The following is a 17,810-nucleotide window of genomic DNA, read 5'->3' on the forward strand; positions in this document are numbered from 1 at the left end:
GTTGTAGACGGCGCCGAACGAAGGCACCGAGATCGTGCCGAGCTGGTACTGGTATCCGTCCGGGTTCGCATCGCTCACCGGTACCGACCAGCGGTGCCACAGGCTGCCGTACACCGCGGCCACGATCATGCCGCCGCCGGTGTCGAGCGGGCGGGTGCGGATCGTGGTGTCCACCGGAATGTCGACGTGCTCGTTGAGCACCTCGGTACCGCTGCGTCCATTGGAAAGATTGATCCACAGCACTTCCAGTTTCGCGCCACTCTGATTCGGCGCGATAGTGCCCGGCCCGCCGAAGAATCCGAACCGGAACCCGTCCAGGCCCAGTGCGATACCGGAGCCGTACACGCCCGGCCCGTCACCGCGTCCGATATCCGATTGCGCCGGAATCTGGAACGGCTGCGCGGGCAAAGCCACCCGTCCCGCCTTGATCACCTGCCCGGAGGTCATCAGCCGATCCACCGCCTGCTCGGCCGCCGGATTCCCCGCGGCCGCCGCCCGCAGCTTCTGCGCGGCCCCAGCCAAATCCACGGCCGCCGGTTCCGCACCGGCATTCCCCGCGAAAACACTCGCTACCACCGCGGTCGCGGCGAAAACGGTAGCCAGACGACGCGTCACACTCAGTCGTTCCATATCCAGTTGCTCCTCGAAGGTCTGGTATAGCTCGAAAGAATTTCGCAGGCCATTACGTTGCCAGCGTTTTCCTGCCCGGTCCACTATCCGCCCGAACGTGTCCCGTTCGGGCCAAGGGGATCTCGGAGAGTTGCGTGTCTTCGACGAAAGATTGGCAGTGACGTAACGGCCGACTATCGACCGGTGCACGAAAGGCCGAAAAGTGAAACACAGGCATTCGCACTAGTTTGCGAATCGCGCCGAAAGTTGTTGCTGGACCCAGGTATTGTGGTGCCACTTCCTCCCGAGGGGCGATGGACACGGTCCAAACATCGCGCCCAGGGAGGAGGTGGTGGGGGATGGCGAAACATCGCCGAAGGAAGAGCAAGGCCCCGGTCGATTACGGCATCACGCTTGCAGCTGCTGTCGTAATCGCCGGGGCGCTCATCCTGGTCCGCCGAGTTTGGCTGGCTAGATAACCCACCAGGTAGGGCCGCTGTTCGCGCAGCGGTCCTACCGCTCGGCATCACTCTCGTGATGAGCCGATCTTACCAAGCCTTCGCGCCTGTGTGCAGGTAGTTCCGGGCGTCCTGTGGTGTGTCTTCCTCGGCGAAAACGAGCCGTAGCGCTTAGCTTTCTAGGATGCTAGCATCCTAGCGTGGGCGACGAGGAGATCAAGCAGTTCAACGTGTACCTGCCGGTCGGGCTGATCAAGCAGGTCAAGCACCACTCCATCGAGTCGGGGCTCTCGCTGTCGGCGCTGGTCGCCGCGGCGCTGCGTGCCTACCTCGACGACGCCGACGAATAGCGGCACTCGACAGACAAGGAATCCTGATGACGACCAATGGCATTGAGGCCGTGTTCCTGGAGACGCACAACTGGGGCAAGGCGGCCAAGTTCTTCCAGGCGCTGGGCTACGAACTGGAATTCGAGACCGATCACAGTTCCGGCCAGCTCCGAAATGGCGACGGCCCATACATTTTCATCGCCGAGGTCCCCGAGGCCAAGGAGCCCGGAATGCAACTCGTGCTGAAGGCGGCCGATACGGACGCGCTTGCCTCCGACGCGGCCGTCGAGGTGGTCACGCCGCTGGCGGAAACTCACTACGGGACAAGGGAAATGACCGTCCGCGACCCGGATGGGCGGCTGTGGAGCGTGCAGGCCGGGAAGTGATCGGAAAGAGGGACATCTCATGACAGACGAGCGGGTGCCGGACAACACCGCGGTACGAGTCGCGCTGTGGCGGGCGATGCATGTCCGGGTCGACCCGCCGCCGCATGTTCTGGTGGACGAAATCGGCGTGCGACTCATCGCCCCCGAAGATGACTGGCGCAGCCGTCCGGACATGGATCCCGTTGGCACCAGCAGGTTTCGGGCGTCGATGGTCTCGCGCGCCCGTTTCGTCGAGGACCTGGTGGTCGAGCAGGTGGGCCACGGCGTCACCCAATACGTCATCTTGGGAGCGGGTTTGGATACCTTCGCTCAGCGCAGGCCCGAGATCGCCTCCCGCCTGACACTTTTCGAGATCGAACAGCCCGCCACCCAAGCCTGGAAGCGGCAGCGCCTGATCGAGCTCGGTTACGGAATCTCCGACCGGTTGCGTTTGGTGCCAGTCGATTTCGAAGCGAACCAATCCTGGTGGGAGCAATTGAGGGCGGCTGGTTTCGATCCCGACCGCCCCGCAGTCGTGGCCTCCACCGGCGTGACCATGTACCTCACCAAAGAAACCAACGCGTCCACCCTGCGTCAGCTGGCGCGGCTCGCCCCCGGATCAACAGTGGCAATGACCTTCCTGCTGCCACCCGACCACCTCGCCGAAGCAGACCGCGCCGGCCTCCAAATGTCCGAAAAGGGCGCCCGCGCCGCCGGCACCCCCTTCATCAGCTTCTACGCCCCACAGGAAATGCTGGACACCGCCAAGGAAGCCGGTTTCTCTGACGCGCACCATGTTTCAGGAACCGACCTGGCCGACCGCTACTTCGCGAACCGAACCGACGGCCTCCGCCCGTCGAGCGGCGAGGACTTCCTGCTCGCCACCACATAGGCCGGCCGCTACGCACACAGGCCTCCGGCCGTACGTCACTGTGGCGAAGGTACATCGGCGAAAAGAAAATCCGGTGCGAGTCGTGAACCTGACTCGCACCGGATTTCCGTTGTCTACCTTGCTACTTCAGCTCGGCACTGGTCTTGCCGAGGATCCGGCGGGCCACGATGAGCTGCTGGATCTGCTGGGTGCCTTCGAAGATGTCCAGGATCTTCCGGCCGGCATATGGCGTTATGGGGAAAGACCATGAAAACCGGTCCTGAGCTGCGGTCGGTCATCTCACCACTTCTCGGCGGTTCTGGCGTATTTCGGGCGTCCCACGGCCCAGAGACGGCCCAGCTCTTCTGCGGATAGGTTGTCTATCCGCCACCTAGATCACCCGCTTCCTCATACCGGCCATCCTGTGCTGAGGGAGGGATAGTCAAGGGTGCCGTAGGCATCGCGTAGCGACGCGAAGCGCCCTTTACTCTCCCGGTGCGAAGTCAGATCATGGGGCCATGAGGAGGCGGGCACCCAGCGCAACCACGTCGATCTGTAGACGTAACCGCGGCTTCCTCGGCTGGCAGATTCGGGGATCTTGAAGAAGTGAGCCGTTAGGCATCAGGTTGCGGATGGCCTGAAGGGCTGCCGCCGACGCGGTCGACGCTCCGGGTGCCGAGGAGGTACGACGAGGTGCCCGGCTGTGTGCGGCGCGAGCGCGGCGGCGGCGGCCCGTAGGGCCGCCGCTCTTGATCCTGTATGGCCAAATTCGGCAACAACCCGTGAACGGTATTGAGCGGATCGTTGCCGAATTACCTTGCGGCAGGGTACGGGCCGTTAGCCGCGACCATCGCTAGGAGCCCGTCCGCTCGCTCGTTGATCAGCGCCATGCGAGCATTCCATTCGTCTTGGTGCTGATGCTCCTGCTTGGCGGTCTCCTGACCTGGCCACTTCCGATAAAGGAGCCCGATCTCACTGTTGAAGAAGCCTGTTGCCAGAATGCTCGCTGCAATAAGCATGCCCGTGTCATCTGAGCCTGGGACACCCATCCAACCACCCAGTGCGACAACTAAGGGGCGGCGAATGCAGATCGTCGTTGGATGAACCGGGAGTCTGAAGTTGTGGCTGCGCCAATGCTCCAACACTGAGCCGGGAATTAGCTTGCCGTGCGGAGGGTCGTTGTCGAATCCGACGGTCGACCCGTCAGGAAGCAGGTCAAGCAATCGTGATGTGGTCCAGGCGATTTCGTCGTCGGATGTCAGAGTCTCGATGTCTCTCGTGAGGACCCCCGGTGTGAGAATATCGTCAGCATCAAGATTCTTGACGAGTTCACCGCCGGAGTTGGCGAGTGCCATATTCCTAGTGAGTGCGACTCCGCCCCGTCGACCCGTGTGCACTCGAATGCGGTTGTCGACGCCGCGCAGAAGTTCGCCTACAACACCGGAGTTGCCGTCTTCCTGGAGTACCCACTCCAGAGACCATCCGGGAGGAAGCTGCTGCGATAGGACGGAGTCACATGCTGCTTTCAAGTGGGCAGGGTCCGGATTGTAGACCGGTGTTATGACTGAAATCAGGCGTTCCATTTCAGCTCCATCGACTCAATTTGGTGGTGTACACGAGTTCGCTACGATCCCCGGGCAGGACGATGTCAGCCACCTCAACTACACGCCCGTTCACGTCGATCGCGATTCTACGTAGATCGAATATCGCGACACCGGTCGTCGGGATACCGAGCTCCTCGGCTTCAGCCTGAGTCGGCATCCGTGCGTGGACTTCTTCGGTAATGCTCGCAAGTTCGATGCCGATCGTGGACAACTGGTGTTGTGTACCGCCAGGCCAAGGCTCGTTGTCGCCATCGAGAAGATCTGGGTTCGCTTCAGCGACCTCGTAGATCAAGTACGAGCGAACCAAGCTGAAAGGTGAGTCTTCACTACGATATTGGGTTCGGTAGTCGCGTTGGAGAAGTTTGGTGCCGGCCGGTACGGCAAACGCATCGGCAAGATCATCAGTCGCTTCTGATGTCGAGTAGCGAGCACTGAAGCTTAGATCTGGCATCGATAGACCTGTGTCGTATTCGGTTGCGCCAGTCGACCTTCGGACCGATTCAGGCTCTCGCACGCGGTTCTTCTCCCACTGGTGCCTCTCGTCGGTGCGACGGACCTTGATGCGAGGCGCTCGCACGTAGGTTCCAACCCCATGCTTCGCCTCGATCAATCCTTCGTGACGCAGAACGGCCAGCGCCTGGCGAACGGTCGGCACGCTGACACGGTACTGCTCCGTCAGGGCCGCTTCCCCTGGAACGCGATCGCCAGGACTTAGCTCTCCCGCGTGGATCTGCTGACGCAGGGCGTCGGCAATTAGCTCGTATTTAGCTGGCATCGGATCTGCCTCCATGTTCATCCATCCCTCCATCTTAAGTCCTCATTAGGTCTTGACTTCATGCAGGTATGTCCTCATGATGTATTTAGATCAGTCCTATAGAGGACATGACGACACTAGGAGATGAGATGGCTTTGAAGGATGTGTGGTTCCGCCCCGATTTCAATGAGGCGTTCCCGTCGAAGTTGCTGTTCATGGGCACCGTGGAACCGATGACCGAGTTCAACCGGGACCGCAATGCGCGTAAGCGTCAGAAGGTCGATCTGGATGACGACGGCAACGGCACGGGCAAGCGGTTGTGGAAGGGGACGGTGGCCGATCCCTCGGGGATGGGTTCGAAGGACTCGTCGTTCGACGTGATCTTCCTGGCGGATGTGCAGCCGGTTCCGGTCGGTACACAGTTCTCGGAGAACGTGATGCTGGTCGAGCTGGAGGGCTTGCAGATCAAGCCGAAGATGGCCGGCTCGGGTGAGTTCAAGAGCATCGGCTGGTCGATCCGGGCGACCGGGTTCAAGGGCGATAACTCGGGAACTGTTGCGCCTGGCGATCATTCGGCGTCGGCTCCGCGTGACCGGAAGGCGGCTGCGTGATGACCTCGTTCGTCATGACCCCCGCGACGGTGGGCGGTGAGCTGCATGGGCTGCGGTACGAGCGGTCCCACGGTCGCAAGCTCGGGAGCCTTCCGCCTCAGGTGGTGTTCCAGCTCGGCTCGGTCCGGATCGTGCTCGATATCGCCGATGCGCACGATCTGGCGGAGGCGCTGCCGAACGTGCTGGCTCAGCACGACTACGCCGAGTACCTGTCCGAGGATGAGCCGAGGGCGGTGGCCTGATGTTCTACCGACCCAAGCCGGATCAGAATGGCAAGCCGGAGAAGCGAATTCGTTCGTGGCCCGTGCTGTTGCTGGCGCTTCCGGCGTTCGTTGCGATCTGGTCCGGCTGGGTCGGGCTCGGCACGATGACCGGTTTCGGTGAGGTACAACCGCTTCCGGGTATCGCCGACAACTTCACGATCAATACCGCGATCACGCTGCCGATCGGCATGGAAACCTACGCCTCCTACGCCCTGCACGTATGGCTGAACGGCACTATCGCCAATCCTGGCACTCGCGCTTACGCCAAGTGGAGTGCCCTGGGTGCGTTGATCCTCGGTGGCGTCGGTCAGGTCGCTTACCACTTGATGCAGGCTGCGCGCTGGGCTACGGCTCCGTGGCCGGTAGTCGTGCTGGTGGCGTGCGTCCCGCCGGCCGTTCTCGGCATGGGCGCAACCCTCGCTCACATGATCACCCGCGACAACGACCTCACCGAACCCGTTGCGGCCGAGGCGGTTCCGGCTACCGAGGTAGTCCCGGTGCCCGTGTCGCGACCGGTGCCAGCGAAGCGGCGAACCACTCGTCGCGATCCGGCGAAGGTCGCCCGCGCGGTCGAACTGCGTGCCGAGGGAGCCACCTACGCCGAAATCGGTGCGGCGCTAAGGATCTCGCCTGCTACTGCGGCGAAGTACGCACCGAAGCCTGTGGTGGAACAGACCGGGCAACCGCGCCCGTCGACACCCACACCTGTCCAATCTGCTCGACCTGAGCGTCCGGTGCAGCCGATGTTGCCGCTCGCGATTCCCGCCCTGGGGGGCAACCGATGATCACCTTCAACTTCTCTTCCAGCCCGTCATTCCTGGCCGTCGTGCTCGGGGTTCCGGCCACGGCCGCGCTGGCTACCGCGATCCTGCTGACCGCAGACCGGACCCCGCAGCCAGTGTCGTATCAGAGCGGTGCTCCTGGCGGGTGCGTGATGTTCTGCGAAGACGTCCCGAAGCCCTCGTTCAACGACGCGAACTGCGCCGAGCCGCCTCCCGGGATCAACATCCGACTCTGGAAGTGCGAGTCACCCCGTGCACCGCAGCCCAAGCCGAAGCCCATAGCCGTTGCGCGTGGCTGCGTGATGTTCTGCGATGAGCCTGCGTGGGGTGAACCGCAATGACTACTCCGATCAGTGGAGACCTGCGGAACGTGAAATACGTTGCAGCATCACCATTTCAGCCGGTCGAGTCGGCGGCGCGTATGTCGTTCCTCGTCGGCGGAACCGAAATCCAGCTCAGCCTCGAAGACGCCCGCACCCTGACCTACGTGCTGCCCAACGTCCTCGCTGAGCATTCGGTATCGCTGTCGTTCGAGCCGTTGCGGGGGCTGATGTGAGCACGATCCTGCCCCTGTTCCTCGCCACCGGTAGTGCGGTCGCCATCGGGACCTTCCTGCGGTCCTGCGTCACCATCCACGCACCGAAGCTGCTGACCCTGCAACAGATCATCGACAGCGCCCCGCCACCGTTGCGGCCGGCTGTGTCGGTGCTGGCTGATCCGCTGCAAACCAACCTGATGCTTCAAGCGCTCAAGCTCGGTTCGGTCGAGACGGGGTTTCCACCGTTGGAGCGCTACGACTACACCCGCCACGGCATCGACGCCGTGTTCGTGATGCTGGCCGGCCAGTCGCGCAAGAAGTGGTCGAACGAGGAGACCCGTGATGCGTTCGCTCAGGTGCTCGGTGTGGAGAAGGTGACAGTGTCGTTGCCTGCTCCGGGGGTGGTCCGTCTTCAGCTGCGGGTGTTCGACACGCTCGCGGCCCCGGCAGCGTTGCCGGGTTGGGTCTCCAACGACGTAGACCTGAAGGCGGTCCCCGCCGGCATCACCGAAGACGGTGAACGGGTCGGTATCCCGGTGCTCTACACCCACGGCATCGGTGCCGGGCTCACTGGCTCGGGCAAGGGCTCGATCATCTGGTCGCTGGTCGCCGGCCTGGCTCCCGCTATCCGTGCCGGGTTCGTGGACTTGTGGGGCATCGATCCCAAGGGCGGTGTCGAGTTCAGCCCCGGCAAGGAATTGTTCGTCCGCTTCGCCTACCAGAACGCCGAAGACATCCTCGCGTTGCTGGAAGAAGCCGTGGCGGTGATGCGGGAACGGCAAGCCAAGCTGATGAAAGCCAAACTGCGCAAACATATCCCGACCACCGATGAACCGTTGATCTTCCTGATCATCGATGAGTTCGCGGCCTTGTCGGCCTACGCCGATCCCAAAACCAAGACACGCTTGGATGAGCTGCTCGGGTTGCTGCTGACGCAGGCTCGCGCAACCGCGATTTCGGTGTTCGCGTTCATCCAGGACCCGTCCAAGGAGAACATGCCCCAACGGCAGCTGTTCCCGCTGCGGATGGGCCTGCGGCTGGCCGAACCCACCCAGATCGGCATGGTCTTCGGTGCTGGGGCTCGTGATCGTGGCGCGGAGTGCGACGAAATCTCCTCCTACACACCCGGTGTCGGCTACATCGAGCAAGACGGCTCGCGCGAGTTGACCCGTGTCCGGTTCTACCTGGTCACCGACGATGACATCGCCGCCATGGTCGACCAGTTCGCGCCCCGGCACGAAAACATCAGTGCCGCAGCCGAACCTGATGACGACTTCGATCCGTCGACCTTCGATCCCGATGACCTCGGAGATGGATCGGTGGCGGCATGACTACCACGCGTCCGATCCTGCTGGATCTGTTCTGCAAGCAGGGTGGTGCCGGCATGGGCTATCACCTGGCCGATTTCGACGTCGTAGGTGTCGATATCGAAGCACAGCCGCGGTACCCGTTCCGGTTCATCCAGGCCGACGCGGTGGACTACGCCGCACGCCATGGCTGGGCCTTCGATATCGTGCACGCGTCCCCGCCGTGCCAAGCACACAGCAAGGCCCAGCGGATCTACAACCGCACGCACCCGGACCTGATCACCCAGATCAGGGATGTGCTCGTCGCGAGTGGCCGGCCGTATGTGATCGAGAACGTCGAAGATGCGCCCCTGCTCAACCCGATCACCCTGTGCGGGGCCATGTTCGAAGGATTGCGCACCTACCGGCACCGGTTGTTCGAATCGAATGTCCAGCTGACGGTCCCGGCTCATCCCGCTCACGAGCTGCCGTTGACGAAGATGGGCCGCCCACCCCAACCCGGGGAGTTCATGCATGTCGTCGGGAACTTCTCCGGTGTCGCTCAAGCCCGCCAAGCCATGGGCGCATCGTGGATGAGCCGCGAGGGCCTGCGTGAAGCAATTCCGCCGGCCTACACCCGCTTCCTCGGCGCTCAGCTGCTGAGCCACCTGGACGCCGGGAAGGCGGTGGCGGCATGAAGCGCGGATTCGTGACCGAGAACCACACCGTCGTTCACTGCGACTTGTGCGGAGAGATCTACACCGAGAACGGTTCGGAATCAATCTGTTTCGACTCCGAACAGCAAGCAGCGTCGTACCTGATGACCGGTGCCGCTCGCCGGGTTGGCTGGGTCTATGACGGTGACCGGATCTGGTGCGACGGCTGCATCGCCGCGGACTTCTGCGACCGCAACGGACATCGCTTCCCCGAGGTTCGCCCGTCGCTGAAGCGGCTTCTCGACGGCTCGGCTCCGGCTCGGGCTTGCAGCCGTTGCGGTGTCCTGGATAGCGAGGTTCCGTCATGACCGTTACCGCACCTGAACCGATGTTCTTCTACGTGCTCACCGCCGGGCGTGTGCAGCCCGGTGATGTCCTCTACGAGATCAACGACCGGCCCGTACGTGGTGGGCCGATGGCAATCCGGCAGGTCCGTCACACGCCGGCCGATGCCAGGACCCGCACTCGCGAGGGCTGGGAACTGGTACCGACCTCGTCCCGGTTCTCCCGCTTCGTCGACGCCGACACCCGGCTCAGGATCGGCCGGACCGCATCAGCTCGCCGGATCAATCCGATAGTCGCTGCCGCCGCGGCCAAGCCACGGCGAACACCCAAGCGGCCCAAGCCCGTTGACGCTGATCAACTGTCGCTGTTCGACACACCCAGGGGGAACCGATGACCACACTCACCACGCGTCCACAAGACTGGTTGCTGGGCTGGTGGCGCTACGGCCGTTGCTGGGCACGTGAACTCACCGCCTGCCACCTTGTCACCCGCACCGCCGACGTGATCGCCATTCCGGAGCGGTTACGCGTCGATGTCGGCACCGATATCGATTCCGTGCTGGCGCGGATGCTGCCTGGTCAGTGTCCCGCCGACTGGCACTGCCGCACCCTCGACCTCGCCGCGGCATTCGGTGCCGATCACTGCCGGGCTGAACTGGTCGGACCCGCCACCGTCGAACTGCTCTTCTACCACGCTGATTCACTCCAGAAAGGACTAGAGCTATGGTGACCGACACCAACACCGAGCAAGCCGCTCCGGTCCGGGAGACGGCTGCTCAACGGCGCGCGAAACCGTCGTTCCTGGAGGTCGCTCAAGCCACCGCCGAGAACTTCGGGGTGTGCAAGCGGCCGATCCCGATGCGGGTGGAAGATCCACGTACGTGGACGGTGTCTTACATCGCCGCTCCGTGCAAATCGACGGTGGAGTCGGTGTGCCCGGCGTGTGCGAAACAGGCTCGCCACTTGCGCATGGCACAGTGCCGCGAGGGTTGGCACCTCGATCACGAACCGGTCGATGAACGACGCGAAACCACCGACTGGCAGCGCAAAATTCTTGCCGCGCGAGCAGATCTGTTCAACGACTATCAGGCGGCCAAGGCTGACGGTGACGAAGAACGGATGGCTGATATCGCCGCTGCCGTGGCTGTCGTGGATAGCGATCTGCGTGATACCGGGTTGCGTGGCCCGTTGCCTGCGCTGGAACCTCAGCTGCGTAAACGTCGGACGCGCTCGACTCGCCGGTTGCATGATGCGCCGAGTCTTCCCCGGAAAAAGGTGTCGCGCAACACGATTCGTGATGCCTACGCGGGCAAGCATCGACCTGGCATGCTGATCACCCTCACTCTGCCCTCCTACGGTGCGATCAACCGCGAGGGTGCCAAGGACGTGGCCGGCAAGACCTGCTCGGATGGTTCACCGCGCCGACCCGATGACTACGACTACACCCGCGCCGCCCGCGACATCGTGCACTTCGGCAAGCTGTTCGACCGCTGGGTACAGAACATGCGCCGCGCCGTCGGTAGGGACTTGCAGTACTTCACCGTGGTCGAACCCCAGAAACGCGGCGCACCACACGTACACGTTCTCGTGCGCACCGACCTGCCGCGTGAGCTGGTCATCAAAGTCACTGAAGCCACCTACCACCAAGTGTGGTGGCCGCACTTCGACCACGAGGTCTACACGGGCGACAGCATGCCTGTCTGGGACCAGGACAAAGCCACCTTCCTCGATCCGCGTACCCGACGGCCGTTGACCAGCTGGGATCAGGCACTCGACACCATGGATGCTGTCGATGACCTCGCGCCGGCACACACGATGCGCTTCGGCGTGCAGGTCGACCCTCGGCACATCCAAGGACTTGTTCCCGGCGAGAAGGCCGACCGCACCATCGCCTACGTCACCAAGTACCTGACCAAGTCCATCGCCGAAATCGTTGAACCCCAATCGGTTCGCGCTGCCGTCCATTACGACCGGCTCCATGCCGAACTCCGCCATACCCCGTGCTCGCCCCGGTGCCCGGTGTGGCTGCGATACGGCATCATCCCCAAAGGCGCCACCGCCAAGACGATTCCGGGTCGCTGTCGAGGCAAAGCCCACCGCCGAGACACCCTCGGACTTCCCGGTCGGCGCGTACTGGTCTCACGTCGCTGGACCGGCAAGACCCTGCCCGACCACAAAGCCGACCGTGCCGAATTCGTTCGGCAACTGCTCGCCGATGTCGGCATCGAGAAGCCTGACACCTCCCACCTGCGCGTCACGCCGGTCGAACCCGGAGACCAGCAAGTACCGCCACGTGAACACCTGATCCTCGCCGCCATCGGGCAACGCACTACCTGGCGCGCCGAATACACCATGGCCCTGCTTGCTGCCAATCCGCCAGGACCGCAAGAACCGTCGCCAAATCAGCAAGCAGCATGAGAGGGGGGAGTAATGGAGCTGCCAGAGAATCGGCTGTGGACGGTTGAGGAGGTGTCGTATTTCCTCGGGGTGCCGGTGAAGACGCTGTACCAATGGAAATGGACGGGGGAGGGGCCGCCGGTCCGCAAGGTTGGCCGGCATCTGCGCTACAACCCTGCACGATTGCGTGCCTGGGCCGACCTGGAAGAGGCTGCCTGATGGGGCACGTAGATGACCGCTGGTGGCAACCTAAACGTGACGAGAAAGGCCAGGTGATCGTGAATGGTCGTGGCAAGCCCGTCATGGAGAAGACCGAGCGATTCGGGCGTGGCCTGCGGTACCGGGTTCGCTACATCGATCCGGATGGCGTAGAGCGCTCGAAGTCATTCCCGGACCGGCAAAAAGCGAAGGCCGACAACTTCATTATCGAAGTTGAATCCGACAAGCTCGACGGCAAGTACATCGACCCACGGGCCTCGCGGAAGACCTTTCGGCAACAAGCGGAGAGCTGGTACAAGGCACAATCACCCGACCCGGCAACACGGGAGACACTGCGAAGTCGCCTGGAATCTCGCATCTACCCGACGTTCGGCAACAAGCCGGTAGGCCGGATATCTCCGTCGACCATCCGCGATTGGGTAGCTGAACTGGAGGAAAAGAAGTACGCGGACAACTACATGTACGTGTTGTTCGGCATGGTGTCCGGCGTCCTGGATTCGGCAGTTGATGACAAGCTCATCCGGGTAAATCCGTGCCAGGCCAAAACCGTTCGTAGGCCGGTGGCACGAAGCCCGAAAGTTGTTATCTGGCCCGATGATCGTGTGGCGTCGGTCCGGCAGGGTCTGACCAAAATAGGCGACCGGTACTCGATCGTCGTTCCCGTCGGCGCCGGCCTCGGTCCGCGACAAGGTGAGCTGCTCGCGTTCTCTCCCGACGACATCGATCGGGAGGCGATGACGATACATATTCAGCGACAGGTGAAATACGTCAAAGGTGCGCTCATGTTCGCACTGCCCAAGCGGGAGAAGACACGCTATGTTCCGCTGTCGCAATCGGTCTTGGACTCCATCGATCAGCACATGGAAGAATTTCCGCCTATGCCCGTCACACTGCCATGGGCGACTGCGGATGGTGAACTGGTCACGGTGCCGCTGCTGATCACCAACGATGCCGGCGGAACCATGAGCGGCGACCTGTTCAACAAGGTGGTGTGGAAACCGGCGTTCGCCAAGGCAGGCTTGACCTATCGAACCCGCGCTGACGGCATGCACACCGGCCTGCGCCACTACTACGCATCGAAGCTCCTCGAACGCGGTGTGTCGGTCACCGAGTTGGCCGAGTACCTCGGACATGAAGACCCAGGGTTCACACTGCGCGTCTACACGCACTTGCTCCCGAGCAGCAATGAGCGTGCCCGCCAAGCCGTCGACGCAGCATCGGCCCAGTGGTCGCTTCGAACTGATGACGGCCCAGTGACGGCCCAGCAAGAGATGATCTAGATGCAAACCACGGCGGAGAACAGAAAACCGGTGCCAGACCTTAAACGGTCCGACACCGGTTTTCCGTTGTCTACCAGACTATTTCAGCTCGGCGCTGGTCTTGCCGAGGATCCGGCGAGCGACGATGAGCTGCTGGATCTGCTGGGTGCCTTCGAAGATGTCCAGGATCTTCGAGTCGCGGCCCCACTTCTCCAGCAGGGTGCGCTGCGAGTAGCCGATGGTGCCGGCCAGTTCGACGGCCTTGAGCGAGACGTCGGTGCCGGTGCGGCCGGCCTTGGCCTTGGACATCGATGCCTCGAGCGAGTTCGGCTTCTTGTTGTCGGCCATCCACGCGGCGCGCAGCGACAGCAGGTAGGCGGCCTCGTAATCGGCTTCCATGCGCAGGAATTCGGCGGCCGCGGCGTGCTGGTTGTTCGGCGGGGTGTCGTAGGAGATCTCCACACCGGCGTCGGTCAGGATGGCGCGCAGCTCCTCGAGCGCGGCGCGGGCCACGCCGACCGCCATCGCGGCCACCAGCGGACGGGTGTTGTCGAAGGTCTGCATGACCCCGGCAAAACCCTTCTCCACGTTGACTTCCGGGCTGCCGAGGATGTTGTCCTTCGGGATCCGGCAGTCCTGCAGCAGCAGCACGGCGGTGTCGGAGGCCTTGATGCCGAGCTTGTGCTCGAGCCGGGCCACCGACAGACCCGGAGCGTCGCGCGGCACGACGAACGACTTGATCGCCGCGCGGCCGAGGCTCTTGTCCACCGACGCCCACACCACGATGTGGGTGGACCGCTGACCGGCGGTGACGAAGATCTTCTCGCCGTTGAGCACCCACTCGTCGCCGTCCAGCACGGCGGTGGTGGAGACGGCGGCGGAGTCGGAACCGAACGACGGCTCGGTGATCGCCATCGAGGCCCACACCTTGCCGAACCGCTTCAGCTGCTCGTCGGTGGCGACGGCCGCGATGGCCGCGTTGCCCAGGCCCTGGTAGGGGATGGACAGCATCAGGCCGACGTCGCCCCAGGACGTCTCCAGGGCGTTCAGCAGCGCGGACATGTTGCCGCCGTTGCTGTTTCCGAGCAGCTCGGTGGCGTGCGCGTCCGACTCGCTGTCGTCCTCGCGGCCGCCGGCCGCGCCGCCGATCTTCTGAGTGCCGGAGTCGGCGAGGCCCTCCACCATGGCGGCCATGGTGTCCAGCTCGACCGGGTACTCGTGCTCGGCGAGGTCGTACTTGCGCGAGATCGGCCGGAAGATCTCGGTCGCGACCTGATGGGCCTGGTTTGCGCTGGCCCGCAGCTTCTTGGGGAGTTCGAGATTGATCATGGGGGTCTCCTGCGTGGAATGGCGGTGCTCGCTGGCCCTACGTGGTTATGCTGCGCGGCCTCCTCCGGGCCTGACGCTCACACCGCGGAAAGTAAGGAACAGGCCGGTTAGATGAGCACGACACCCTCGGCGACGCCGATGCTCCGCAGATCGCGGTACCAGCGCTCGACCGGGTGTTCCTTGGTGAAGCCGTGGCCGCCGAGCAGCTGCACGCCGTCCAGGCCGATCTGCATCCCCTTGTCCGTGGCCAGCTTCCGGGCCAGCGAGGCCTCCCTGGCGAAGGACAGACCCTGCTCCGCGCGCGAGGCGCCGCGCAGCGTGACCAGCCGCAGGCCGTCGAGCTCGATCGCGATGTTGGCGACCATGAAGGCGACCGCCTGCCGGTGCGAGATCGGCTCGCCGAACGCTTCGCGCTCGTTCACGTACGGAATCACGTAGTCCAGCACGGCCTGACCGGTGCCGACGGCGAGCGAGGCCCAGCCGAGGCGGGCCAGCCGCACGGCGTCGGCGTAGTCCTCGGCGCGCTGCTTGGCGTCACCGTCGCCCAGGATCGCCTCGGCGCCGACCGCGACGTTGTCGAGCAGCAGCCGGCCGAGACCGGCGGCGCGCAGGCCCATGCTCGGGTCGGCCTCGACCACCAGCCCGGGGGTGTCCGACGGAACGATGAAAAGCGAAGGGCGGCCGTCGAGTTCGGCGGCGATCAGGAACAGCTCGGCATCCGCGGCGGCGGGCACCAGGCTCTTCACACCGGAGATCCGGTAGCCGCTGGGCGAGCGAACGGCCTTGGTCTGCAACGCGAACGGATCGAACAGCGCGCGCGGCTCGCTGATCACCACGGAGGCCTGCGGCACGTTCTCGCCGGTGAAGGCGGGCAGGTAGGTCTTCTGCTGGGCGTCGGTGCCCCACTGCGACAGCGCGACCGCGACCCCGCTCGGCGCGAGGATCGGCAGCGCCAGGCCCATGTCACCGTGCGCAAGCGCCTCGGCCACAAGCGAGTTGGTGACCGCGCCGCGCTCGGCGGCCGCGCCTTCCAGCTCCTCGGGGACGTTGATCAGCGTGATGCCGAGCTGGGCGGCGCGCTCGAGCAGGTCGCGCGGGGCCTTCGCGGCGGCATCGGCGTCGTAGGCGGCCGGGCGCAGGATCTCCTCGGAGAACTCCCGCACCGTCTCGACGATCATCTGCTGCTCGTCGCTCGGCGTGAGGTCGAAGAAGTCCTTCGTCTTCGACTCGTTCGGCGCGAGCCGCTTCGGCTGACCGTTTCCGGTGACCTTGGCGAAGGCCCGGGTCGCGGCGCCGAGCGTGCGGAAACCGGTCTTGGTGCCTTCGTAGGTGACTCGCTCGATCGGCTTGCGCAGGTTGTACTTCTCGGCGAGCTCCGACCCGGTAATGGTCGTCATCACCCGCATGGCCGCGCCCATCCAGTCCCGCTTGGGGTGGCTGAGGCCGACTGCGGACGTGTCTGGACTTCGCTTCGTTGCGCTGTCTCGAGTGCTCATCATCACCTGTTTTCTCGGGTGGGTGGGGTGAGGTCTTGGCCCCGGCTATCTTACTCCTGAGTAAGACTATCTTACTCCAGAGTAAGAACCGCGTCGAGGTGCAGCATACGCCGCGTATCCGCGCCAGGCTGGACGGGTGCCCATTGTCGCGGTGCTCTTTGCCGTTGCCCTGGTCGCCTGTGCGCCCCGCTATGGGTATCACCGCGACGAGTTGTACTTCCTGGCGGCCGGTCGCCACCTCTCGTGGGGGTACCCGGATCAGCCCCCACTAACGCCGCTCGTCGCCGAGGCGATGGCGATGATCGATCCCGATTCGTTATTCCTGCTGCGACTGCCCGCGGTGCTCGCGGCCACCCTGGTGGTGGTGTGCGCGGAGCTGATGGCGCGGGAGTTCGGCGGCGGTCGGGGCGCGCAGGCACTGGCCGCCGCCGCGACGGCGAGTGCGGCGGTGCTCATGGGACCGGCCACCTGTTGAGCACCGCGGTGTTCGATCTGGCCGCGTGGTCTGTGCTGTCGCTGGTTGTGTTGAAGCTGATCCGGGCGATCGGCACATCCGACGAGGCCGACCGGCACCGGGATCCTGGTGCCGTATCTGATGTGGCAGGCGCGCAACGGATGGCCGCAGTGGCAGATGAGCCGCGCGATCGCGGGCGGTTCCTCGGGTACCCCGGATTCGCCGATCATGTTCGTGCTCTTGCAGTTCGGGCTGATCGGACCGCTGTTGGCGCTCGCCTGCCACAGACCAAACACCTAGGCTGAACCCCCCCCGCCTAAACCCGCCATCGAACGGGACATGGCTGAGCATCCACTCGACGAATGCCGCCACCATGTCCCGTTCGTCGATGCGTCGAGGTCAGAGCTGATGGCGGGTGAGGAATTCTTCGACGGTCTTTCGCCACTGGTCGGGCTGTTCCAGCATGAGGACGTGCCCGGCGGGGATCTCCGCGTACTCCGCACCGGGGATGGACTCGGCGAGGAACCTCGAGTTCGCCGGGTCGATCAGCAGATCCTCGGTCGCGTTGACGACCAGGGTCGGCACGGCGACGCGAGCCAGATCGGCGGTGGTGTCCACGATGTCGACCAGGGCGGCCTGCTGCCGCGTGCCGCCGGGAATGGATGTCGCACCGGCGCGGACGAGTTCGTCGACGAGTTCGGCGGGCAGACTGTTCAGATAGCCGGTACTGAACGCCAGCGAAAGGCCGAGGCGCGCGAAGCCTGCGGTGTCCCCCCGATCGATCAGGGCCTGCCAGTTCTGCACGGCGAGCCGAGCTCGATTGTCCGGCTTGGCGAATCCCGCCGCCAGCAGCAAACCGCCGACGCGCTCCGGATGCCGCACCGCGGCACGGACCGCGACCGCCGAGCCGAGTGAGTAGCCGAGCATGGTGAAGGTCTCGACCCCGGCCGCGACCGCCGCCGCGACCAGCGCGTCGGCCAGACCATCGAGGGTGAGCGGGTGGTCGTTGTCCGGATAGTCGGAGGCGACCACGGTGTGCGTCGCGGCGAGCTCCGGGATAAGGGCGCCGAAGTTGGTCTCGATGGTGCCGCTCGCACCGTGAGCGAGGACGAGACCGGGGCCGGTGCCGTGCACGGTGGTCCGCAGGGGAATTGCTGTCATGCCCGCCAAGTTAGGAATTCACATG

General features: G+C 64.1%; 25 protein-coding genes. 19 read left to right on the forward strand and 6 right to left on the reverse strand.

What is annotated here, in order from left to right:
• Positions 1-630 (reverse strand): hypothetical protein (locus tag ACFQ9K_RS37845; RefSeq protein ID WP_378727099.1); only part of this gene is annotated, 630 nt, incomplete at its 3' end.
• Between the two features lie 637 nt (positions 631-1,267).
• On the opposite strand from ACFQ9K_RS37845, the gene ACFQ9K_RS37850 reads away from it, so the two are divergent.
• The 4 genes from ACFQ9K_RS37850 (at position 1,268) to ACFQ9K_RS37865 (ending at position 2,903) form a co-directional block, all read left to right on the forward strand.
• Positions 1,268-1,417: a ribbon-helix-helix protein, CopG family gene (locus tag ACFQ9K_RS37850; RefSeq protein ID WP_378727097.1), complete on the forward strand. Its 150-nt coding sequence runs from the start codon at positions 1,268-1,270 to the stop codon at positions 1,415-1,417.
• A gap of 26 nt (positions 1,418-1,443) precedes the next feature.
• Positions 1,444-1,782 carry a VOC family protein gene (locus tag ACFQ9K_RS37855; protein WP_378727095.1) on the forward strand — a complete coding sequence of 113 codons (339 nt, stop codon included), beginning with the start codon at positions 1,444-1,446 and terminating at the stop codon, positions 1,780-1,782.
• Positions 1,783-1,801: 19 nt separating this feature from the next.
• Positions 1,802-2,653, forward strand: coding sequence for a class I SAM-dependent methyltransferase (locus ACFQ9K_RS37860; protein ID WP_378727093.1), 852 nt, complete (start codon positions 1,802-1,804; stop codon positions 2,651-2,653).
• Between the two features lie 82 nt (positions 2,654-2,735).
• Positions 2,736-2,903, forward strand: a complete 168-nt coding sequence (locus ACFQ9K_RS37865) for a hypothetical protein (RefSeq protein WP_378727091.1) — start codon at positions 2,736-2,738, stop codon at positions 2,901-2,903.
• A gap of 541 nt (positions 2,904-3,444) precedes the next feature.
• Here ACFQ9K_RS37865 and ACFQ9K_RS37870 read toward each other — a convergent pair.
• Both ACFQ9K_RS37870 and ACFQ9K_RS37875 read right to left on the reverse strand, forming a co-directional pair.
• Entirely contained in the window at positions 3,445-4,215 is a 771-nt protein-coding gene (locus ACFQ9K_RS37870; protein WP_378727209.1) for a glycosyltransferase, read from the reverse strand.
• Position 4,216: 1 nt separating this feature from the next.
• Positions 4,217-5,032 carry a GntR family transcriptional regulator gene (locus tag ACFQ9K_RS37875; protein ID WP_378727210.1) on the reverse strand — a complete coding sequence of 272 codons (816 nt, stop codon included), beginning with the start codon at positions 5,030-5,032 and terminating at the stop codon, positions 4,217-4,219.
• A 191-nt stretch (positions 5,033-5,223) separates the two neighbouring features.
• Here ACFQ9K_RS37875 and ACFQ9K_RS37880 point away from each other — a divergent pair, with 191 nt between their 5' ends.
• Genes ACFQ9K_RS37880 through ACFQ9K_RS37940 form a run of 13 tightly spaced genes read left to right on the forward strand, consistent with a single transcriptional unit; the run spans position 5,224 to position 13,366 of the window.
• Entirely contained in the window at positions 5,224-5,601 is a 378-nt protein-coding gene (locus ACFQ9K_RS37880) for a hypothetical protein (RefSeq protein ID WP_378984281.1), read from the forward strand.
• Complete coding sequence (locus ACFQ9K_RS37885) at positions 5,601-5,843, forward strand: hypothetical protein (RefSeq protein WP_378720593.1); 243 nt, start codon at positions 5,601-5,603, stop codon at positions 5,841-5,843. Before ACFQ9K_RS37880 ends, ACFQ9K_RS37885 begins: the two co-directional genes overlap by 1 nt.
• Positions 5,843-6,649: a hypothetical protein gene (locus ACFQ9K_RS37890; RefSeq protein WP_378984283.1), complete on the forward strand. Its 807-nt coding sequence runs from the start codon at positions 5,843-5,845 to the stop codon at positions 6,647-6,649. The genes ACFQ9K_RS37885 and ACFQ9K_RS37890 overlap by 1 nt, the downstream gene beginning before the upstream one ends.
• Complete coding sequence (locus tag ACFQ9K_RS37895) at positions 6,646-6,987, forward strand: hypothetical protein (protein WP_378984286.1); 342 nt, start codon at positions 6,646-6,648, stop codon at positions 6,985-6,987. Before ACFQ9K_RS37890 ends, ACFQ9K_RS37895 begins: the two co-directional genes overlap by 4 nt.
• On the forward strand, positions 6,984-7,202 hold the full coding sequence (locus ACFQ9K_RS37900; RefSeq protein WP_378720590.1) for a hypothetical protein: 219 nt from the start codon (positions 6,984-6,986) through the stop codon (positions 7,200-7,202). Before ACFQ9K_RS37895 ends, ACFQ9K_RS37900 begins: the two co-directional genes overlap by 4 nt.
• Positions 7,199-8,515: an FtsK/SpoIIIE domain-containing protein gene (locus tag ACFQ9K_RS37905; protein WP_378984289.1), complete on the forward strand. Its 1,317-nt coding sequence runs from the start codon at positions 7,199-7,201 to the stop codon at positions 8,513-8,515. The genes ACFQ9K_RS37900 and ACFQ9K_RS37905 overlap by 4 nt, the downstream gene beginning before the upstream one ends.
• On the forward strand, positions 8,512-9,168 hold the full coding sequence (locus ACFQ9K_RS37910) for a DNA methylase (protein WP_378717790.1): 657 nt from the start codon (positions 8,512-8,514) through the stop codon (positions 9,166-9,168). The genes ACFQ9K_RS37905 and ACFQ9K_RS37910 overlap by 4 nt, the downstream gene beginning before the upstream one ends.
• Entirely contained in the window at positions 9,165-9,494 is a 330-nt protein-coding gene (locus ACFQ9K_RS37915) for a hypothetical protein (protein WP_378717789.1), read from the forward strand. The genes ACFQ9K_RS37910 and ACFQ9K_RS37915 overlap by 4 nt, the downstream gene beginning before the upstream one ends.
• On the forward strand, positions 9,491-9,865 hold the full coding sequence (locus ACFQ9K_RS37920; RefSeq protein ID WP_378717788.1) for a hypothetical protein: 375 nt from the start codon (positions 9,491-9,493) through the stop codon (positions 9,863-9,865). Before ACFQ9K_RS37915 ends, ACFQ9K_RS37920 begins: the two co-directional genes overlap by 4 nt.
• Positions 9,862-10,200: a hypothetical protein gene (locus ACFQ9K_RS37925; protein WP_378717786.1), complete on the forward strand. Its 339-nt coding sequence runs from the start codon at positions 9,862-9,864 to the stop codon at positions 10,198-10,200. The genes ACFQ9K_RS37920 and ACFQ9K_RS37925 overlap by 4 nt, the downstream gene beginning before the upstream one ends.
• The gene (locus tag ACFQ9K_RS37930; protein ID WP_378717785.1) at positions 10,194-11,888 is read left to right on the forward strand and encodes a replication initiator; all 1,695 of its coding nucleotides are present in this window, start codon (positions 10,194-10,196) and stop codon (positions 11,886-11,888) included. Before ACFQ9K_RS37925 ends, ACFQ9K_RS37930 begins: the two co-directional genes overlap by 7 nt.
• 12 nt (positions 11,889-11,900) lie before the next feature.
• Positions 11,901-12,086, forward strand: a complete 186-nt coding sequence (locus ACFQ9K_RS37935) for a helix-turn-helix transcriptional regulator (RefSeq protein WP_378717783.1) — start codon at positions 11,901-11,903, stop codon at positions 12,084-12,086.
• A complete protein-coding gene (locus tag ACFQ9K_RS37940) occupies positions 12,086-13,366 on the forward strand; it encodes a tyrosine-type recombinase/integrase (protein WP_378717782.1) in 1,281 nt (426 codons plus the stop codon). Before ACFQ9K_RS37935 ends, ACFQ9K_RS37940 begins: the two co-directional genes overlap by 1 nt.
• A 78-nt stretch (positions 13,367-13,444) precedes the next feature.
• Here ACFQ9K_RS37940 and ACFQ9K_RS37945 read toward each other — a convergent pair whose 3' ends face one another.
• Positions 13,445-14,674 carry an acyl-CoA dehydrogenase family protein gene (locus ACFQ9K_RS37945; protein ID WP_378717781.1) on the reverse strand — a complete coding sequence of 410 codons (1,230 nt, stop codon included), beginning with the start codon at positions 14,672-14,674 and terminating at the stop codon, positions 13,445-13,447.
• Between the two features lie 107 nt (positions 14,675-14,781).
• Positions 14,782-16,176, reverse strand: coding sequence for an acyl-CoA dehydrogenase family protein (locus ACFQ9K_RS37950; RefSeq protein WP_378717778.1), 1,395 nt, complete (start codon positions 16,174-16,176; stop codon positions 14,782-14,784).
• A 130-nt stretch (positions 16,177-16,306) separates the two neighbouring features.
• On the opposite strand from ACFQ9K_RS37950, the gene ACFQ9K_RS37955 reads away from it, so the two are divergent.
• Together ACFQ9K_RS37955 and ACFQ9K_RS37960 are read left to right on the forward strand one after the other, a co-directional pair.
• Positions 16,307-16,645 carry a hypothetical protein gene (locus ACFQ9K_RS37955; RefSeq protein ID WP_378717777.1) on the forward strand — a complete coding sequence of 113 codons (339 nt, stop codon included), beginning with the start codon at positions 16,307-16,309 and terminating at the stop codon, positions 16,643-16,645.
• Between the two features lie 108 nt (positions 16,646-16,753).
• Complete coding sequence (locus tag ACFQ9K_RS37960; protein WP_378717776.1) at positions 16,754-16,924, forward strand: hypothetical protein; 171 nt, start codon at positions 16,754-16,756, stop codon at positions 16,922-16,924.
• Between the two features lie 99 nt (positions 16,925-17,023).
• Here ACFQ9K_RS37960 and ACFQ9K_RS37965 read toward each other — a convergent pair whose 3' ends face one another.
• Positions 17,024-17,785: an alpha/beta fold hydrolase gene (locus ACFQ9K_RS37965; protein WP_378717775.1), complete on the reverse strand. Its 762-nt coding sequence runs from the start codon at positions 17,783-17,785 to the stop codon at positions 17,024-17,026.
• Between the last annotated feature and the right edge of the window lie 25 nt (positions 17,786-17,810).

The sequence above is a fragment of the Nocardia sp. NPDC056564 genome (assembly GCF_042793755.1).
Classification (GTDB): Bacteria; Actinomycetota; Actinomycetes; order Mycobacteriales; family Mycobacteriaceae; genus Nocardia.

Excerpts from the sequence above, each read along its gene's own strand:
- ACFQ9K_RS37885 (WP_378720593.1), top strand. The coding sequence starts at position 5,601 with ATGACCTCGTTCGTCATGACCCCCGCGACGGTGGGCGGTGAGCTGCAT.
- ACFQ9K_RS37930 (WP_378717785.1), top strand. The coding sequence starts at position 10,194 with ATGGTGACCGACACCAACACCGAGCAAGCCGCTCCGGTCCGGGAGACG.
- ACFQ9K_RS37875 (WP_378727210.1), bottom strand. The coding sequence starts at position 5,032 with ATGAACATGGAGGCAGATCCGATGCCAGCTAAATACGAGCTAATTGCC.
- ACFQ9K_RS37920 (WP_378717788.1), top strand. The coding sequence starts at position 9,491 with ATGACCGTTACCGCACCTGAACCGATGTTCTTCTACGTGCTCACCGCC.
- ACFQ9K_RS37855 (WP_378727095.1), top strand. The coding sequence starts at position 1,444 with ATGACGACCAATGGCATTGAGGCCGTGTTCCTGGAGACGCACAACTGG.
- ACFQ9K_RS37890 (WP_378984283.1), top strand. The coding sequence starts at position 5,843 with ATGTTCTACCGACCCAAGCCGGATCAGAATGGCAAGCCGGAGAAGCGA.
- ACFQ9K_RS37880 (WP_378984281.1), top strand. The coding sequence starts at position 5,224 with ATGACCGAGTTCAACCGGGACCGCAATGCGCGTAAGCGTCAGAAGGTC.
- ACFQ9K_RS37925 (WP_378717786.1), top strand. The coding sequence starts at position 9,862 with ATGACCACACTCACCACGCGTCCACAAGACTGGTTGCTGGGCTGGTGG.
- ACFQ9K_RS37910 (WP_378717790.1), top strand. The coding sequence starts at position 8,512 with ATGACTACCACGCGTCCGATCCTGCTGGATCTGTTCTGCAAGCAGGGT.
- ACFQ9K_RS37860 (WP_378727093.1), top strand. The coding sequence starts at position 1,802 with ATGACAGACGAGCGGGTGCCGGACAACACCGCGGTACGAGTCGCGCTG.
- ACFQ9K_RS37945 (WP_378717781.1), bottom strand. The coding sequence starts at position 14,674 with ATGATCAATCTCGAACTCCCCAAGAAGCTGCGGGCCAGCGCAAACCAG.
- ACFQ9K_RS37915 (WP_378717789.1), top strand. The coding sequence starts at position 9,165 with ATGAAGCGCGGATTCGTGACCGAGAACCACACCGTCGTTCACTGCGAC.
- ACFQ9K_RS37870 (WP_378727209.1), bottom strand. The coding sequence starts at position 4,215 with ATGGAACGCCTGATTTCAGTCATAACACCGGTCTACAATCCGGACCCT.
- ACFQ9K_RS37935 (WP_378717783.1), top strand. The coding sequence starts at position 11,901 with ATGGAGCTGCCAGAGAATCGGCTGTGGACGGTTGAGGAGGTGTCGTAT.
- ACFQ9K_RS37900 (WP_378720590.1), top strand. The coding sequence starts at position 6,984 with ATGACTACTCCGATCAGTGGAGACCTGCGGAACGTGAAATACGTTGCA.
- ACFQ9K_RS37965 (WP_378717775.1), bottom strand. The coding sequence starts at position 17,785 with ATGACAGCAATTCCCCTGCGGACCACCGTGCACGGCACCGGCCCCGGT.
- ACFQ9K_RS37940 (WP_378717782.1), top strand. The coding sequence starts at position 12,086 with ATGGGGCACGTAGATGACCGCTGGTGGCAACCTAAACGTGACGAGAAA.
- ACFQ9K_RS37895 (WP_378984286.1), top strand. The coding sequence starts at position 6,646 with ATGATCACCTTCAACTTCTCTTCCAGCCCGTCATTCCTGGCCGTCGTG.